General features: G+C 39.5%; 16 protein-coding genes. 13 read left to right on the top strand and 3 right to left on the bottom strand.

Features of this window, described 5'->3' with window-relative positions; all coding sequences use genetic code 11:
* Positions 1-12: 12 nt before the first annotated feature.
* Positions 13-186 carry a hypothetical protein gene (locus tag AAGR14_RS14240; RefSeq protein WP_342644894.1) on the bottom strand — a complete coding sequence of 58 codons (174 nt, stop codon included), beginning with the start codon at positions 184-186 and terminating at the stop codon, positions 13-15.
* Between the two features lie 168 nt (positions 187-354).
* On the opposite strand from AAGR14_RS14240, the gene AAGR14_RS14245 reads away from it, so the two are divergent.
* The 4 genes from AAGR14_RS14245 (at position 355) to AAGR14_RS14260 (ending at position 5,121) form a co-directional block, all read left to right on the top strand.
* Positions 355-1,245, top strand: a complete 891-nt coding sequence (locus AAGR14_RS14245; protein ID WP_342644895.1) for an ATP-binding protein — start codon at positions 355-357, stop codon at positions 1,243-1,245.
* A 541-nt stretch (positions 1,246-1,786) separates the two neighbouring features.
* On the top strand, positions 1,787-2,734 hold the full coding sequence (locus AAGR14_RS14250) for a zincin-like metallopeptidase domain-containing protein (RefSeq protein WP_342644896.1): 948 nt from the start codon (positions 1,787-1,789) through the stop codon (positions 2,732-2,734).
* A 265-nt stretch (positions 2,735-2,999) separates the two neighbouring features.
* Positions 3,000-3,809, top strand: coding sequence for a hypothetical protein (locus AAGR14_RS14255; RefSeq protein ID WP_342644897.1), 810 nt, complete (start codon positions 3,000-3,002; stop codon positions 3,807-3,809).
* Between the two features lie 568 nt (positions 3,810-4,377).
* Positions 4,378-5,121 carry a hypothetical protein gene (locus AAGR14_RS14260; RefSeq protein ID WP_342644898.1) on the top strand — a complete coding sequence of 248 codons (744 nt, stop codon included), beginning with the start codon at positions 4,378-4,380 and terminating at the stop codon, positions 5,119-5,121.
* A gap of 45 nt (positions 5,122-5,166) precedes the next feature.
* Here AAGR14_RS14260 and AAGR14_RS14265 read toward each other — a convergent pair whose 3' ends face one another.
* Positions 5,167-6,264, bottom strand: coding sequence for a S1/P1 nuclease (locus AAGR14_RS14265; protein ID WP_342644899.1), 1,098 nt, complete (start codon positions 6,262-6,264; stop codon positions 5,167-5,169).
* Between the two features lie 378 nt (positions 6,265-6,642).
* On the opposite strand from AAGR14_RS14265, the gene dinB reads away from it, so the two are divergent.
* The 6 genes from dinB (at position 6,643) to AAGR14_RS14295 (ending at position 14,315) form a co-directional block, all read left to right on the top strand.
* Complete coding sequence (gene dinB, locus AAGR14_RS14270) at positions 6,643-7,824, top strand: DNA polymerase IV (RefSeq protein WP_342644900.1); 1,182 nt, start codon at positions 6,643-6,645, stop codon at positions 7,822-7,824.
* 3 nt (positions 7,825-7,827) lie between these two features.
* A complete protein-coding gene (dnaE, locus tag AAGR14_RS14275; RefSeq protein ID WP_342644901.1) occupies positions 7,828-10,776 on the top strand; it encodes a DNA polymerase III subunit alpha in 2,949 nt (982 codons plus the stop codon).
* 5 nt (positions 10,777-10,781) lie between these two features.
* Positions 10,782-11,267 carry a hypothetical protein gene (locus AAGR14_RS14280; RefSeq protein WP_342644902.1) on the top strand — a complete coding sequence of 162 codons (486 nt, stop codon included), beginning with the start codon at positions 10,782-10,784 and terminating at the stop codon, positions 11,265-11,267.
* A gap of 6 nt (positions 11,268-11,273) precedes the next feature.
* Complete coding sequence (locus AAGR14_RS14285; RefSeq protein ID WP_342644903.1) at positions 11,274-12,086, top strand: SOS response-associated peptidase family protein; 813 nt, start codon at positions 11,274-11,276, stop codon at positions 12,084-12,086.
* Between the two features lie 891 nt (positions 12,087-12,977).
* On the top strand, positions 12,978-13,754 hold the full coding sequence (locus tag AAGR14_RS14290) for a hypothetical protein (protein WP_342644904.1): 777 nt from the start codon (positions 12,978-12,980) through the stop codon (positions 13,752-13,754).
* 255 nt (positions 13,755-14,009) lie between these two features.
* Positions 14,010-14,315: a hypothetical protein gene (locus tag AAGR14_RS14295; RefSeq protein ID WP_342644905.1), complete on the top strand. Its 306-nt coding sequence runs from the start codon at positions 14,010-14,012 to the stop codon at positions 14,313-14,315.
* 1,011 nt (positions 14,316-15,326) lie between these two features.
* On the opposite strand, the gene AAGR14_RS14300 is transcribed toward AAGR14_RS14295, so the two are convergent.
* A complete protein-coding gene (locus AAGR14_RS14300) occupies positions 15,327-15,800 on the bottom strand; it encodes a PA2169 family four-helix-bundle protein (protein WP_342644906.1) in 474 nt (157 codons plus the stop codon).
* A gap of 476 nt (positions 15,801-16,276) precedes the next feature.
* Between AAGR14_RS14300 and AAGR14_RS14305 the strand changes: the two genes are divergently transcribed.
* From AAGR14_RS14305 to AAGR14_RS14315, 3 genes are all read left to right on the top strand, one after another.
* On the top strand, positions 16,277-16,690 hold the full coding sequence (locus tag AAGR14_RS14305; RefSeq protein ID WP_342644907.1) for a hypothetical protein: 414 nt from the start codon (positions 16,277-16,279) through the stop codon (positions 16,688-16,690).
* A gap of 134 nt (positions 16,691-16,824) precedes the next feature.
* Complete coding sequence (locus AAGR14_RS14310; RefSeq protein ID WP_342644908.1) at positions 16,825-17,541, top strand: DUF2071 domain-containing protein; 717 nt, start codon at positions 16,825-16,827, stop codon at positions 17,539-17,541.
* A gap of 103 nt (positions 17,542-17,644) precedes the next feature.
* Positions 17,645-17,989 (top strand): hypothetical protein, encoded by a 345-nt coding sequence (locus AAGR14_RS14315; RefSeq protein WP_342644909.1) that lies wholly within the window; start codon positions 17,645-17,647, stop codon positions 17,987-17,989.

Here is a 17,989-nt window from a genome sequence, read left to right on the forward strand (position 1 = left end):
AGTTGTAGATGCTTATCCTGCACATCCAATGACTTCTATATTCATCAATCTTGGCTCTCTCATCTCAATCTGAGGTTTGCCTTTAAGCATTGTAAACGAACCTATTGCAATGATATACCAATCAGTATTTTTAGTGCTTGGGTAAAGCTTGCTAGCACTATCTTGGCTTTTTTTAAAAGCTTTCATAGCTTCACCTTTTAGAACCACCTTTGTAACTGGTTTGGTAAACTGCACTCACGTTTTGATAATACGTTTAAACCCTGCTAAAGCTAAGCAGCTCATCGATGGCATTTATAGTTAGCTCGTTCTGGCAAGCTATTATAATGATATTCGTTCACTTATACTACTACTACTATGTTTGATCAGGAGTACTTAACAAACCTCATAAACAACAAAATCGAAGAAAACCTCAACTTAGACTATAAGGCTGCTGGAGCACTTCAAAGAAACGACCTTAAGACCAAAGAAATTTCTAAAGACGTATCTGCATTCGCTAATTCCGCAGGTGGGGTAATTGTCTATGGACTAAAGGAGGATAGCTTAAACAAACATTTAGCATCTGAAATTGACCCTATAGATAGGAAAACAATTTCTAAAGAATGGTTGGAACAGATTATTCAAAATTCTATTCAACCTAGAATTACAGGCGTGATTATACATCCTATCGAAATATTTGACGAAAATCGTGTTGTATATGTCGTTGAAATTCCAAAAGGCACAACTGCTCATCAAGCTATAGATAGAAAATATTACAAAAGATTTAATTTCAGTTCAGAACCAATGCACGACTATGAAATTAAAGACATAATTAACAGGCCCAAGCACCCACTTATAAACGTTAGCTTTTCGATCACAATTGATCATCAGGATGAAATAATACTTGAGCTCTATTTTCAAAATGTTGGTGATGTGTACGCAAAATACATTAATTGTATGGTGACATTGCCAACAAAGTGCCTTGAATATATGATTGATGATCTTGGCTATGACGAAGTCGCAATTTTGAAAGATAATACTATTAAAGACGTTGTTAGTTATACAAACGATAGAACACCTCAACCAGTGTATAGCGCAGCTCGATTTAATCCATTGTTGCCAGGAATGCGAATGAGAGCTAGTTTAACTCCAATTATATTGTCCAAAGGATATAAGGAATGCAGTATAAAATGGCGACTTTATGCCGACAATGCGGAAATGACAGAAGGTACAATTGAGCTTAGAGATATTAAGGTGAATTACGAATAATTATCAGTGCACAAACGTGAAAATATTATAAGTAATAAGACTCAATGAGCTTGACCATTAACCTATTTTTATAATTTTATTTAAACGTGTTAACGCTTGATATAGATTTAGCTCAATTGACTTATATACTCATCAGTCACTCTTTATAAGCTAAAACTCCTGCGTCCAATGGTAGTGAATGGTGGGACATTTTTAAGGCAAGTAATATTACAATAGACCTACTGACAATAAAATGTCCCACATCTTTACGCACCTCAATTTCTAAACAATTACCCACCCCACACTGAGCTGTAACTGATAATGGCAAGCAAAGTTCGCCAACACGCTTGCAAACGGGTGCCTTTACGCTCATTCCAGTTTCCACCAAGGTTGTATCAACAAAACAGCAGGCTTTCACGGCATAAACCCGCTATGCCCTCCCGCTGCCCATTTATTCCATGTTCCTGCAGTTTTCCCGATCTCCACCTTGCCCTTATTGCCCTCGTTTGGCGATATGGCTGCCATAATCCATTACATCATTCACTAAAACCAGTTTAAGATTATGGCAACGTACACTAAAAACAAACCGGCAAACGGAGCATCTACTACCTTTAAAGACACTTATCAGGAAGTTACCGATGCAGTTATCCAAGCACTCGAAGAAGGCACCGTTATCTGGCAATGTCCCTGGAACAGCGCAGGCTTACCTAAGAACATCACCACGGGAATTCAATATCGAGGTTGGAACCTGCTTTGGCTAAACTTTCACAGTTCGCTTAAAGGCTATACGGCTCCTTACTACATCACTTACAAACAAGCGCAGCACTTAGGAGGCACCATTAAGAAGGGCCAGTCAGGCACTAAGATCATATACTGGGCTACCATCGAACTTAAGGGCAATGCAGCTAACAGCAACCAGGAACAGCCTACAACAGCTAACAACGATGAAAAACCACAAACACGCATGGTTCCCAAGGTTCATACCGTCTTTAACATTGACCAGACTGAAGGCATTGTGTTTCCTGAGATACAGTCACTCATTAAAAGCGAACATGAGCGTATTGAAGCTTGCGAGCAGGTTGTTGCTAACATGCCTAACCCGTCACGCTTGATTACTAACGGTAGCCAAGCTTTCTATACACCGGTATCTGACACGGTAGTTGTACCATCACTGCAAAGCTTTAACCAAGCAGAAAGCTATTACAGCACACTGTTTCACGAGCTGGCACATAGTACCGGTCATCAGAACAGACTTAACCGTAAGGAACTGGTAGATACTGATGGATTTGGTAAGACTAACTATGCCAAAGAAGAGCTAACCGCAGAAATGACTGCAGCATTCTTATGTGCCATTACCGGAATTCAACAATCTACTCTTGTCAACAGCGCAGCTTATATACAGAACTGGTTAAAAGCCTTGCGTAACGATAAAACACTCCTTATAAAAGCTGCTGCCCAAGCCCAGCGAGCATCCGACTACATACTTGACATTACTAACGAAGCCTCGTAAAGGGGCTTCATAAAACTCTTTAGCAGCTAATAAAGAGATATATCATAGAAATAATAAATATAATATTATTCTTTTTGCAATACTATAAACTGTTATGACTTTCAGCCAAACGTATCCTCCATGAATTATAAATGCCATATTGTTCTGACAATCAAAAAATTAAAGACACACCACTCTTGCTCAACGCAAGTATATATAATAGTTTATTCTACTTTATAATACTCAATGAAAGTAATATATTTATGCGAACCTAATCTCGATTATTATGAAAAAAAATCTGCTTGTATTAGCGCTAATTACCTTCGGAACACATTACCTAATGGCACAGACAACTGGAGCAAAATCCAGTTTCCATTACAGAATTACTAAAAAGAAGCTTGATAAACTTAATGCCAAAAATATTTACATACAGAATACAGCATCACCAAATCTCCAGATATGTTCTACGGATAACGTGTTTAAGTGCGTAATAAATAACAACAAAGGCACTTTGGATTTGGATGGCTGGTCATATATAAGAAGCAATGCAGTATGTAATACCCCAGGTGTTATCGGCAGCACCACCTCTACTGGCGATTTGAAGATCGTAATCCCCAAAAGAAATACGTTAGGTGATCCAACTTGGGTTGTAACAATTCCTTATAGAAGTTTAATATTCAGTGTAAATACAATACAGTTAAAAATTAGACCTGGTGTCACAGATTACATGGGTAATAAATGGTCTAGTAATGTTATAGCCGGGACATATAACTTAGGTTTAAACTTTGGATACTCGTTTGGGTGGACAAACTTTACTGCTAGGTCATCAAATAATTATTCAATAACACCAGGTATTAATTTTGGATTTGGCTCTGCAAGCTTATCTAAAGAACCACTGTCTAGAGCTATCGACACAAAGTATACTCCAAGCAACTTTGTATTTTCTCCTGCATTAAGCTGTGTTTTAGCTCGTAATGATATCGGAATTATATTAGCTACTGGACCTGACTATATGACTGGAAGAGATCATAGTGCTTGGGCTTTACAAGGTAAGTGGACTTTCGGTTTAGGTGTAAATGCAGCATTTAAGTTGTAGAGTCAAACGGGTTTTTTAGATAAATTCCGTAATGAGGAATCTTATATATGTTACCTTAAAGATTGATAGCATAATACATAGGTACCCTACTCAAAAGGGTTTAATTATCCTTTAAATACACATAAAATTTAACGCCAGGCTTAACAGCTTGGCGTTCCTTGTTACTGGCTCATACACTTAAAAAACTTATCCTGCACCTCCAATTACTTATATATCATCATGTTTTCTCTAAAAGCTTTCACAACTTCACCTCTCAGGGTCACCGTTAGTAATTGGTTTTGATAGGCTGCACCCATGTTTTCATCATACGTTCAAACGTGCAAGCCTAAAACAGCCTGTTATTAGCCCATAAGATAGCTTGTTTTGAACAAGCTACTTCATGAAGTTAATTAAAATTGCGTTTATTAATATATATTTACCATGTAACTATACATCAACCTTATTATGTTTCTCCAGAATTGGAAGCTGATAGACTTGATAATAGTTTTGCAATGTGTTGTATTTATTAAGTTCCCAAATTGCTATACGTAGCTCCTAAAACAATTAAATTACGCAGTTATAATACAGAATGGAAAGATGTTTTGTGATACAACCATTTGACAAAGACAGGTTTGATCAACGCTTCGCAGACACGTACGCTCCAGCAATTAGCACTGCCGGACTAGAGCCGTACAGAATCGATAGTGATCCAGGAGTACGCATTCCAATCGAAGACATTGAAAAAGGCATAGCAAATTCTGCTATATGTTTTGCTGATATTACGATCGACAACCCTAATGTTTGGTATGAATTAGGGTTTGCATTTGCTTGCGGTAAAGATGTAGTAATGGTATGCTCTGATGAGAGGGCAGGTAGTTTTCCATTTGATATTAGACATAAGACTATTATTAATTATAAAACAAGATCTGTCAGCGATTTTCAAGCACTTTCAGTCGCAATAACAAACAGAATCACTGCTTTACTTAATCAAAGTAAGAAAGTCAAATCATTACATACCGTGCAAGCATCAAATTCTGATGGCTTGGGTGGTCACGAGATAGCTGCCATACTTATTATAGCTGAGAATCAATTTACATCCTTAGATACAATGAGTGTTTATAATTTAAAGATAAAAATGGAGCAAGCTAAATATGATGGATTTGCAACAGGGATAGCGCTTAAAACTTTAGAAAGCAAGCAACTGGTAGCAACATCAGAAGAGAGTGATTATAATAGTCAGGGTGAATTATATATGGTTTGTAAGTTAACAGATATAGGAATAAAATGGGTGCTTTCCAACGCTAGTAAATATATTAAGCAGCCCGAAAGTTGAATATAGATTAGATAAGCTATAGCCTCTTTTAGCTTATAATGGCTACTAATGAATAATAATGTCCTTCGGGTTTGAGACCTCGATCTGAGGTTTGGCTTTATACAAGCTTACCTTTCCGATAATCGTGATTTCCTTGCCATCTACTTTAGTTGCCAGCTCTTTTGCTTTGCCTCTTAATACGACTGTAAGCGGTTGATTGGGATAGGCTGCACCAACGTTCAGCAACACCATACTGCCGAAATCTTTATATCCAAACACTTTGCCTTCTGTACCCAGTTGCTTGCCTATATTGGCTTTTAATTCATTAATGGGAACAAAATCTGCGGTAGAATCCTGAGTTTCTGCAGGTAGGTCTTGAGAAGGTGGAGCAAGCAGGTTGCCATCATAGGGGCCTTTGCCTTTATAAATTTCGTTGAGCATGGCAGCTAACCGAATGCCGGCTTGTTCGATACGCTGATCTACAATGGCAATATGAGATTTATAATAATCCTCACCTATGGCTCTACTCTTCATTTGATCAACCTCTGCATAGAGCTTACTTGATGCCTGATAGCTTTCCCATATCCAGTCGATCATTGGCGTTTGCTGCCACTTGGTAATTGTCGCAGGTGGTATCTTATCGTATTCGTTTACCAGTTGAGCCTCTGACAATCCTTTCTTGTCTATTAACCGTGAATCCCACAAACTGTGCAGGTTGGTTCCCTTACCTTCAAAATTAAGTTGGACGGTATTACCACCTTTATCTTCTGCTCTGGAAACATGCATGGGCTGATGCAAATCACCAACCAAGTGTATGAGAAACTTTAAGCTCTCCGATCTTTCCGCTTTGGACAGCTTAGGGTTCATCAGGTTTTGCTGCGCTTTACGAACTGCGCTATAAACGTTGTCCTTTTCCATCAGTACAACGGTCTTATTGAACTCAGTGTGACTCAACCCCAAAGGCAGATTGATGAAGTGCCAGCCTGATGTATGCTTGTACTGACCCTGATTACGTACCTGGTCTGCCCAGGTACTCACCTCTGCCATGCTTTCACCAACTAATAAGTCGGCAACGGCAGCTTTAGCCTGTGGCGTTAAATGTCGCTCGGCAATCAGGGCAATAACACGGTGACCAGTAAAGCCCCATGAAATGAGGAAAAGCATAACTATGCAGACTAAAAAGGGTGATAAGTATTTCTTCATGCTGTATAAAAGATAACGTAAGCAAGTTATGAGATTATTAGGCTAAAGTAATAACCATATCTAAGAATCCTCAAGCTAACATGTAGCTACAGCTCTCATAGTAGCCATTAAACACTTGCATCATAAGATTTGGTCACCCATCATCAGTACTTCGCACGTTTTACAACAATTACTTGCGAATCAAGATTGGCGAAAGATAACCAGTCACAAACATTTGTTTATAAGCTATTTATAACTAAATATCCAATATAACTTATATTTTAATTACTAACAATATTAGTATTTAAAGAACACTTTGTATATAATTGCGTTGTTTTTTAGTATTTCAACCTCAAAGTTATGGGAAGTCGCTGTATCGTTCATTTTGACCTGGACACATTTTTTGTGTCTGTAGAAGCGCTTAAAGACAGCTCCATCAAAGGAAAGCCGGTAGCTGTTGGAGGTGAAGGAGATCGCGCCGTGGTAGCTTCTTGCAGTTACGAGGCTCGCCAATTCGGTGTACATAGTGGTATGGCTATGAAAATTGCTAAACGCCTGTGCCCGCAGCTCATTGTTAGGCGTGGAGATTACGACTCTTATAGTGAGAAGTCGGCGGAAGTAACTGCCATCATTAAAGACCAAATTCCGGTCGTTGAAAAAGCATCCATAGATGAGCATTACCTAGACCTTACTGGTTTTGACAAATACTTTGGGAGCTATAAGTATACGCTTGAGCTATGTGAGAGAATTACTAAAGAAACATGGTTACCTATTTCCTTTGGCTTGTCTGTAAACAAATTAGTGAGTAAGGTTGCCACTACAGTAAGCAAGCCATTAGGCCGAAAACAAGTAGAGTTAGGAACCGAACGCCGTTTTTTTTCTCCGCTTCCAGTTAAAAAGATTCCCGGAGTCGGCAAAGAAACAGGTATGCAACTGGCACTGATGGGCGTTAAGTTTATACAGGATGTTCACCGGCTAAGTCCAAATCTACTGGAAGCGACGTTTGGAAGGAATGGCTTGGCTTTATGGGACAGGGCAAATGCCATAGATGACTCGCCGGTTATCCCCTACTCTGAATCTAAGAGCATCAGCCGTGAGGCAACATTTTCACAAGACACCACTCATCTGGAACTTCTACGCAGCAGGATTCTGCAAATGGTTACAGAACTGGCCTTCGAACTACGTGCCAGCAATAAAATGACTACCTGCGTTACGGTAAAGATACGGTACTCGGATTTTGAAACCCATACACAGCAGCGAAAGATCAAGGCCAGCTCATTTGATGAAGATATTTCCGAAGTTACCTGGGAGCTGTTTACAAAGCTTTACGAGCGCAGGGTGTTAATCAGGTTGATTGGCGTAAAGTTCAGCCAGCTTGTGACGGCCAACTACCAGATTGATTTATTTAACGATACAGGAACGCATATTGCGCTTTACCAGAGCATTGACAAGTTAAGAAACAGATTTGGTCACAGCGCAGTAATCAAAGCAGGCGCGCTTCCCATCGTCACACCTAATAAAATCAAAGAGGGAGGGAAATGAGTGATGCTAATCAACGTCCACAGCAACTACAGCCTGCAATACGGCACTATTCCTATCCGCGAACTGGTAAATGAACTAATTTTAAACGGGTACCAGGCAGCGGTCTTAACTGATATTAACAATACCAGCGCTGTTTTAGACTTCATTGAAGAGTGTCAGCAAAAACAGTTCACTGGCCTTGCAGGTGCAGAATTCAGGAATGATGACCAATTACTATTTATTGCTATTGCCCGCAACAATGACGGCTTTAGAGAAATTAACGAGTACCTGACCCAGTACAATCAATTAAAGAAGCCGTTCCCTATACAGGCACCAGAGTGGCAAAACGTATATGTGTTATATCCATTTCGGCAAACGCTCGATGGGTTGCGTGAGTATGAATACTTAGGTATTAGACCTGCTCAGATAAACAAGCTGTTTGGTAAACCTAAGGCTTTTATTGAGCGGTTGGTTATCTGGTCGCCAGTGACTGTCAAGGCGCGGAGTGACTTTGACCTGCACCGACAGTTAGTTGCCATCAAGCACAACGCACTGATTGATCACCTGCAGCCAGGACAAATGGCAAGGACAGATGAAGTATTGCTGTCCGTTCAGGAACTCGTCACTTTTTACAGCGCCTATCCTAAAATCATCTACAATACAGATCATTTACTGTCAAACTGCCGATTTGACTTTGACTTTGTTACCTGTAAAAATAAAAAGACTTTTACCAATAGTGCTTCTAACGACAAATTGCTGCTGGAAAAGTACGCAATGGAAGGATGGGCAGACCGATATGGCAAAAAGCATAAAGAGGCATTGAAGCGGCTCAAGCATGAATTGGAGATCATCGACAAGTTAGGTTTCTCAGCCTATTTTTTAACTACGCATGATGTAGTGAGTTATGCCACGCGCAGAGGCTTCTATCATGTAGGCAGGGGCAGTGGAGCCAATAGCATCGTGGCTTATTGCATGCGAATTACTGATGTCTGCCCTATAGAACTGGACCTTTACTTTGAGCGCTTTCTCAACCCCAAACGCAATGCGCCTCCTGATTTTGATTTGGACTTCAGTTGGAAGGAACGGGACGAAATCTTTGATTATATCTTTAAACGCTACGACCCTAAGCATACAGCGCTACTGGGCATGATGACCACCTTTCAAGACCGAAGTATCATTAGGGAGCTAGGTAAAGTCTATGGCCTTCCTAAGCGGGATATTGATATTATGATCGAATCACCCAAAGATATTCGTGCTGACGACCAAATCGCAAGGAAGATCTTAAAAGTATTTGAAAGGATTAGTGATTTCCCGCACAACAGAAGCATTCATGCCGGAGGTGTTTTAATCAGCGAAATTCCGATTGCTTATTACACGGCATTAGACCTGCCACCTAAAGGACTGCTGACTACCCAGTTTGATATGTACACAGCTGCCAAAGCAGGCTTTGAAAAGTTGGACATCCTAAGTCAGCGCGGTATTGGGCATATTAGGGAAACGGTGGATATTATACGTCAAAATAGTGGCAAAGCAGTTGACATTCATGATATCCCAAGTATTAAAAAAGATGTCAATGTCAATACGCAGCTCAAGAGCGGGGATACGATCGGCTGCTTTTATATCGAGAGCCCTGCTATGCGTGGCGTACTCAGCAAATTGCGTTGCAGTGATTACTTAACCTTAGTCGCAGCTTCCAGCATTATACGCCCAGGCGTTGGTAGTAGCGGTATGATGGATGAATACATCAGGCGCTTTCATAATCCCGACAAAGTAGAATATTTACACCCAGTTTTAAAAGAACAGCTGCGGGAAACATACGGCGTCATGGTTTACCAGGAAGATGTATTAAAGGTTGCCCACCACTATGCAGGGCTGGACCTTGCTGATGCGGATGTCTTGCGAAGGCTCATGTCAGGCAAGACCCGTGGAGCGCATCATCTGCCTGAGATTCAGGATAAGTTTTTTGCAGGCAGTAAAGCACTGGAACGGCCAGAAACAACAACCAACGAACTATGGAGGCAGATTTCCAGTTTTGCAGGCTATTCTTTTTCCAAAGCCCATTCAGCCAGCTATGCCGTAGAAAGCTACCAAAGCTTATATCTTAAAACATACTTTCCTAAAGAGTTCATGGTGGCAGTGATCAATAACGAGGGTGGTTTTTATCAAAAATGGCTCTATGTCGCAGAGGCTCGCAAATCAGGAGCAATAGTTCACCTGCCGTGCGTCAATAACAGTCAGGACAAAGCTATTATTCGCGGGGATGACGTTTATTTAGGATTGAACCTCATTCAAGGACTTGAAACTGCTGTTCTGGGTAACATCATCAATGCCCGCCAGGAAGAAGGTATATTTACTTCTATAGAAAATTTTATCGAGCGGACAGGCATCACCTTACAACAGGCTTTGTTGCTTTTAAGGAGTGGTGCATTACGTTTTACCGGACAAAATAAAAAGGCACTCATGTGGCTGGTCAATATAATCTTTGAAAAACGTAGACAAGTTAAAAGCATTGTTCCTGGCTCGAGAGCACTAATGCGTCCGCAAGCCGTTGAAATTACCATACCACAGTTCCAGTCATTCAGCGAAGAGGACTTTTTTGACGAAATGGAGTTCTTACGTTTCTCGCTATCGCTCTCCCCTTTTACCATGCTGCAAACTAACTTTCGCGGTCAAATAGGCGCACGTGATTTGCTTAACCATACAGGCAAAGTTGTAAAGATGCTGGGGCTTTACGTCACTGCGAAACCAACAAGAACTAAAAAAGGCGAAACAATGGCATTCGGCACTTTCTTAGATAGAGACGGCGCATTCTTTGACACTGTGCATTTCCCGGCAGTTCTAGCCAAACATCCTTTCCAAAAAGGAGGTTTATACCTCATCTTAGGGAAGATAACAGAAAGCTTCGGCTTTCCTTCAATTATCGTAGAAAAGATGGCAGTTTTACCCATTAAGCCTGATCCTCGCTTTAGCTAAATAAAATGACAAACCTATTTTACAACCCGTTCCTTCCGGTTAACAATACCGCTGTTAGCCGGTTAATTGAAAATGAGACACCTTATATAGTGATCCAGCGCTTTGAATGGCCCGGAGTACCATTTAACAAAGGTTTTTTGATTACAGCGTATAGCCAGGAACATGAGGCTGAGTTGCATGTAAGAGAACTGGCTCCAAATGAAGGCAAACTGCAGAACCTATTGGATGAAACGGATTGTGAGAAGATCATTGCACTTACAGGGATAGGTTCAGGCTACTTTGTTTTCTTTAACGGCACCATTGATCTTGCTCATGAGAAAAAACTACAAAAGGCATATGTCAAGAACGTGCACGGATATATTAAGTATATTCGTATGCCTAAGGATGGCGGATATGACGTGCGTATATTTGTTGAGCATGGCCGGGTTAAAGCGACCATAACTTCAGGAACAAACAGCCATACGGCATTCTTTTATACCATGATTAAATAAGATATTATGTGCAGAGATATCAGTTTACACGCAGACATTCAGATTGTGACCCGTGACTTCAGAGGTGTAAAAATATCACCTGAGGTGACGCAGCATTCTGACCAAATGGTTCACGTAACCTGCGAGGTACTGCCACATTACCCGATACTCACTAACCGTGGTGAGTTACTGCTCGAAAATATGAGTTGGGGAATTATTCCTGCTTATGAAAAAGACCCAAAGCAGCGACAACTTCGACGCCGTAACATGGTGAACGCACAGTCAGAGCGCATTCTTGGCGACCATAAGTCCTACTGGTACAAGCTGCGCAACAAGCGTTGCCTTATTCCGGTGACGGGTATCTATGAGCACCGTAAGGTCGCGGGTTTTAAAAACAAAATCCCTTACCTGGTTAATGAAAAAGGGCGTGATGGTTTTTATGTACCAGCACTCTACCAGATCAGTGAAGAAGTAGATCAGGAAACAGGTGAGATTTATAAGGAAAGTTCGTTCACTATGATTACCAGGGCAGCCAATGAACTAATGATGTGGATTCACAATGATGGCGATAATAAGCACCGTATGCCACTATTTCTGACGCCTGAATTAGAGAAAGCATGGTTGCAGGCTGATTTAAGTGAAAACGATATGACAGAGATTTTTCAGTTCCGTATGCCGTCTGATGGCTTGGATCATCATCCGGTATTTACCATTAGAAGCAACAAACCGCAACCGGATGGCAAGCCTAAAGATGCATTGTATGAATGGGAGGGCAAGCTACCTGTATTTAATCAGGAAAGTGCTTCTTCAGGTTCTGACAAGCAAACTTCTTTATTTTAGTTGAATCTTATAAATACTGCTCGGTTCTAGCATGACTTTAATATGAGAACATGGCATCTTTCCTGGTTCTAAAACACCATCTGTATCTAACCATTAGAAGCCGAAACTGTAAAATTCTTGTTTAATCAATTTCATGGGAAATTACTTGACAGGCCACCAAACATCCATCAATCTTTTTCGGACTTATAATGCTTGAGTGGTGTGATGTAACCCACAATCCGCAAAACCAATATTCACTTACACTTAACTAAAAGTGGGTATAAAACCCCAAAATTTATGTGAAGTGTAGTTGAAAATGACTCGACACACTTCTTATTCGCTATTCTCAATCCAATCTTTATTTACATAAGTTGTCTGAGCAGTTATTCAACAGTCTTGCCTTGTAAAGAATGATGGACGACGGTTAAGTATTATTCATTCTCAAAATACCGATTACCTACAGTTCATATGAAGGGGATATAAAAACCCCATTTTTGATAAAAGTGTAGTTGTAAATATATTTCTTAATCCAAGATTTTTCTTACCTGTTTAAAGTAACGTTTTTAAGAATCTCTGGATTAACCAACGTTTCCTTTAGTGATTACAGCAACCGTGTTATTAATTCTGCTTAGATTTAAGGCTAGTTTAATATACCACATGAGAGCTTGTTTAATTCTGTCGGTCGCTGCGTTGTTACTGAGCTTAACGACTTATGCCCAAAATGACGTTCAATTAGGTGGATTTAAAGGTAGCGTAAAATCCATAAAACATTACACTGGTGGCAAACTCATCAAAGCTTCAAGTTATGATAGGAACAGTCGTATAACAGTTATAGCGTTGTATTGTGATGGGAAGGAAACACCATGCGGTTATTCTAAGATTTGGTATAACGCTGCCGGAAAAAGAACTAGGGTGACCGATGATGACTTTACAACAAGCTACGCTTATGATGATGCAGGTAATCTTTTAGAAGAAACGCAAGCTCATTCCTCCTCTGGCAATTTATTCAGCAAAATCGCTTACAGTTACATTAACAGACAAAAGGCGACTTCGAAACAATACGAGTATATAGGCAAAGTGGAAAGACTACGATACTCGTCGTCTTTTGAGTACGACCATAAAAGTCGGTTAACTAAGGAAATCAAGGATAATTACACGCTGTACCCTTCAACACTTGCTATCTACAGTTCGGAAACCATAACGTACACTTACGATAGTAATAATAACTTACTGAGCAAATCAACCTTTAACAGCGCAGGTCGGCTATTATCTTCTGATGAATATCATTTTGACTCATTTAATAGAAAGATCAAATATATCTCCCGGTCTGAGCATCATGAGTTTGATTATCAAGAAGAGTATGAATATAATCGAAAAGGCCAATTAGCTAAGATAACCAATAGCGATTTGAATGGAAGTAAAAACCACGAATTGAAAAGGATTTACGATAAGGCAGGCAACGAAATCACCTTATTAGGTTACAATAACAAAACAGGAAAAGTAAGCAAAACTGTGTACGAATACAATGCTTTAAACCAGGTGTCGGTTGAAACAGACTATCTGGAAGACGATCTGAATACTAAGAAAGTGTACGAGTATGATAAAGCCGGCAATAAAACATCACAAACACATTTTAATAAAACGGGCAGCAAGGTTGTCTCTATTCAAGATTCCATTGAATATTACTGATATACGTCGCTTGCCGTATCTAATCAGTTATTTCAGTTCTGCATTCTCATCAGCATCAAGAAATAGGACTTCTCAAAAAATCATGGATTATCAAATCTAAAGTTTGGACACTTTTCAATAGAGGTCCTATAAAATAACCCTTTTCATAAAACTGTCCATTTTATGTTTTCGGCTTTTAATCCAAGATTTTATATACCCGCATAAAGTAAATAAATTGATTAATTGTGGATTAAGCAAGTTATAATTGTAAATACGATGCCTAACGATTTACCACAGTTGCTGTTTCTGCAAGTTGTATATATCTTAATCATGGCGCTCATCATTAGATACAAACTTAAAAAAGGGCAATCTGCTATATTTTATTGGTTAATAGCAGCTTTGTATCTTTTCGTAGCAATTTGCCTATTACACGAGTACATTACGATGCCGACTATTGGTGAAGGTGGAACTTGGTTTGCAATTGAGATGTATGGTATGTTTGTACCTGGATTACTTGTTGGTGCAGCCTTGATAGCTCTCTTTGTCGATTATGTTAGACGAGACTTTAAAACAAAAAGATAACATTGATTCAAAGTTCATATCGCCACTATCAACTGGAAATGAAATCACTTTGGAATTGAGCAAATTAGAGAATTATGGAATTACTGAGCAAAGTTATGTTTAGTAGCTGCTGAAGGGCATGAAAGACTAAGCATAAACACTACCTCTTCCACTACCATACATTTATTCCGTTTCCATTCTTGCTTAATTACTATAACCGTGTATGGGCATCATAAATCTTTTATTCACTTAAACTTAGGAAATATGGTAGATACATCATGAAATACATTTCACCATTAGAAGCTAAATCCGTAAATTAGCACTACAGTTCATTAATTTATTAATCCGGTTACTCTGTTTGCACACTGTTTGCACAGACGTCTCTAGATGCATCGAAATAGGCTTTCAACACGTAGCTCAGCTGGATAGAGCAACTGCCTTCTAAGCAGTAGGTCTCAGGTTCGAATCCTGATGGGATCACAAAGTGTATACTAAGAATCTTTATGCCCCTTTAAGTAGCTTATTTAAAGGGTTTTTTTATTAACTACCCCCTCGAGTACCCTTTGTAAAGCCAAATTTCTGAACATCTATTACATGTTTCTCCTTTAGGTGTTCGATAGTAGCATAACATGCTATTAAATAACATGTTATGCAATAACTAACGCAGACTTTCGAAAAACTAAAATCAACGCTATAAAAAGCGCAAAAAAGCATTTTTCAAATTAAATTTTAGTTTGCGTCCGCAACACCACTTTTTAAAGGCGTAACAATCAAAACTTTAAGCAAAATCTTGGGACACACCAAACATGCTACAGATCAAATATTTACCCGCGCCGTAGAAAAGACACTTCAGGCAGATAGGAAGAAGTTAAAAGAAAAACTACCTGGAGAGATATCGTAAAAAATTGAATAGCACAGGGGTCGATTGCCGCTTGTGCTATTCAATGCATTTTAACATATTCTGAATCAAATTTGCAAACAGCTACAGATTGCTAGTTAATCTCCAATGTAAAGATGCGTCACCTTAAAAAATTACGCTTGCACAATTCTTTTTTCAATTTGAGTTAATGAGTTTGCAACTCCATCACGCTGTTCTGTCAACAATTTAATGTGATCAGAATGATCTGCGAAGTCGGCAATCAGTTCATCGTATTTAGCAATAACGGCGCGCTCCCCGGTTGTAATTGCTTTCAAAATCTCTTGATCGTCGTTGCTGGAGAATGCTTGCTTAACATTTAGCCAGGCACGATGCAGACCTCCAAGTAGTCCACCGTTTTCATTATCGGCCTCACCACCGTGTGCTTCAATATGTTCTTTCAATTCTGAAGCATATACGATACGTTCCCCCGAAGTTTGAGATAGAAATGCTTTTAGATCCTGGGATTCTGTTGCCTCGGATGCTGACTGATAACCTTCCTTTCCGTCATTAACAAGGACTAACAGACCTTTCAAATCATTAATGATTTGTTCCTTAGTTTTTAGAGATGATGTTTTAATGCTTTCCATATAATTTGTTTACACTGGAGTAGCAATAAGTCAGCCACGATGATTACCCTTCTCGTAGAGTTGATCAAAAGAGAAAATCTGAAACTTTCGGGCAGTTATACTTAGCTATTACAGGCAAATAGGTACTCCGCATTACCTAACCTTATTAAAAGCCGGCCAAATGTCGTTATGTTGAACAAGCCTGTCGACAAATTTTACTACACTCAGTGTGGTACTTTTGTATTCCTATTACTTTATGCTAATTACATCACGGAAATAATGTGCATATATTCTTTGGCCCTCCGGGTATACAGCGTTTATAATAACCTCGTTTCTAAATGTGTTTATTTAAACCCTTTGCCGTCTTACGGTTCTCTCTATGATGACGGTTTGCCCAATTTGCGCAGGGATACTTCGCAATGCGAGGCCATTTAGTATCTTAGTTTATAGAATTAACCGCAGTGTTCAAATATCTAATTTTAGTGCTTGCCTTGCATGTGACAACAGTTAAGGGACAGCCGGCCTTAGTAGTAAAATATGTCGACGACCGCATCAATGAGTCAACTTATCTTGACTTCAAGTCAAATCATACGTTTGAGTATCATTATCTTTACGATTCAATGGGTGATGCAGCAACCGGCACATACCGGCTACACAGAGATACCATATTTCTTAAGTACGCACCTAATGCCTCAGACTTAGAAGAACGTTTCATCACACATACAGAAGCACTACGGGCAGACACTTTACTTATCAAAGGAAACTTATTGTATGAAGTAAAAAACGGCGTTAGCCGTGAATACGAACCCAGAGATACAGTACACTACAAGCCACCCAGACATTGGCATTACAGGCGTAAGTACATTTATTTGGTATCTATCAGTCACCTCGTTACTCAAAGCACTATATGATAAAGGAAGGTTATGCTAAATGGAATCACAAAGCGTCAAAAAGCGACTAACATTATTGCTTCCTTCACTCAGACAATGTGACTAATTCATCTATGATATAGTATGTAAGTAATGCGTTATCTTAGTTTGCAATTATGAAAATTCCAGTCATCAAAGGTATAATAGACAGACGCATGCTGGTTAATTTTACAGTTGAGCTTGATGTTGCAAGGGCTATTGTACCAGCTCCATTTACGCCTAAAGCTTTTAAAGGTAAAGCTATTGCTGGCATATGTCTAATACGGCTCAAGCATATCAGGCCTAAAGGATTACCCGCCTTGATGGGTTTAGGTTCTGAGAATGGTGCACACCGCATAGCTGTAGAGTGGATGGAAAATGGAAACATCAGGGAAGGCGTATATATTCCCAGGCGAGATACTTCCTCAGTATTTAACGCTTTAGTAGGTGGCCGGGTATTTCCGGGCAGACACTATCATGCACATTTTGATGTTAAGGAGCAGGCTGGTCAATATCACGTTGCTTTTAAGAGTTCAGATGCTACCATGATTACTGTTGATGCCAAGCTTGTGCAATCGTTGGGCGCAAACTCTATCTTTAAAGATTTGCAAGAGGCCTCAGTATTTTTCAAAGCGGGCGCGACAGGTTATTCCCCCAATGGTAAAAAGTATGATGGACTACATCTAAATACTTATACATGGGAAATGAAGCCTTTAGAAGTTAGTAGCGTTCACTCAAGCTTTTTTGAGAATGAAACAATATTTCCTAAAGGATCTGTTAAGTTTGATAATGCTTTATTGATGACAAACATTGAACATGAATGGTGGTCTGTAGCAGATAAACTTTGTTATTGAAACGTTGTGAATGCCTATACATAGCAGCTTTATAACTACTTACACTCAGATATGCCTTAGCTTTTGTAAGACGATTTTTACACAATTATATCCTAATAACAACATGGAACCTTTACAAGCAAGACCCATCCGAGAAGAGGAAATATTATTGGTAAGCTACTTAGTTAGTATAGCATATAATAAACCCGATGGCTTAACTATACCTGCCACTGTCTATACGATGAATGATGGTGGCATGGGTAGCATCCGATTTACCGATAATGATGATACCAGCGTTTATCAAAGAGACTTGGTTAATGCTGAGTGTACAGATGAAGATGGTGTACCAATATTTATTTCACTCAACTTGAACACTGGTAATAAGCTATATGAATTAGACATGTTTAAGGGTGATTTTAATCCGTTAAAAAGATTTCCTACGCCACATGATTTGCGTTCAATCAGGTAA

The organism is Mucilaginibacter sp. CSA2-8R (genome assembly GCF_038806765.1).
GTDB lineage: Bacteria > Bacteroidota > Bacteroidia > Sphingobacteriales > Sphingobacteriaceae > Mucilaginibacter.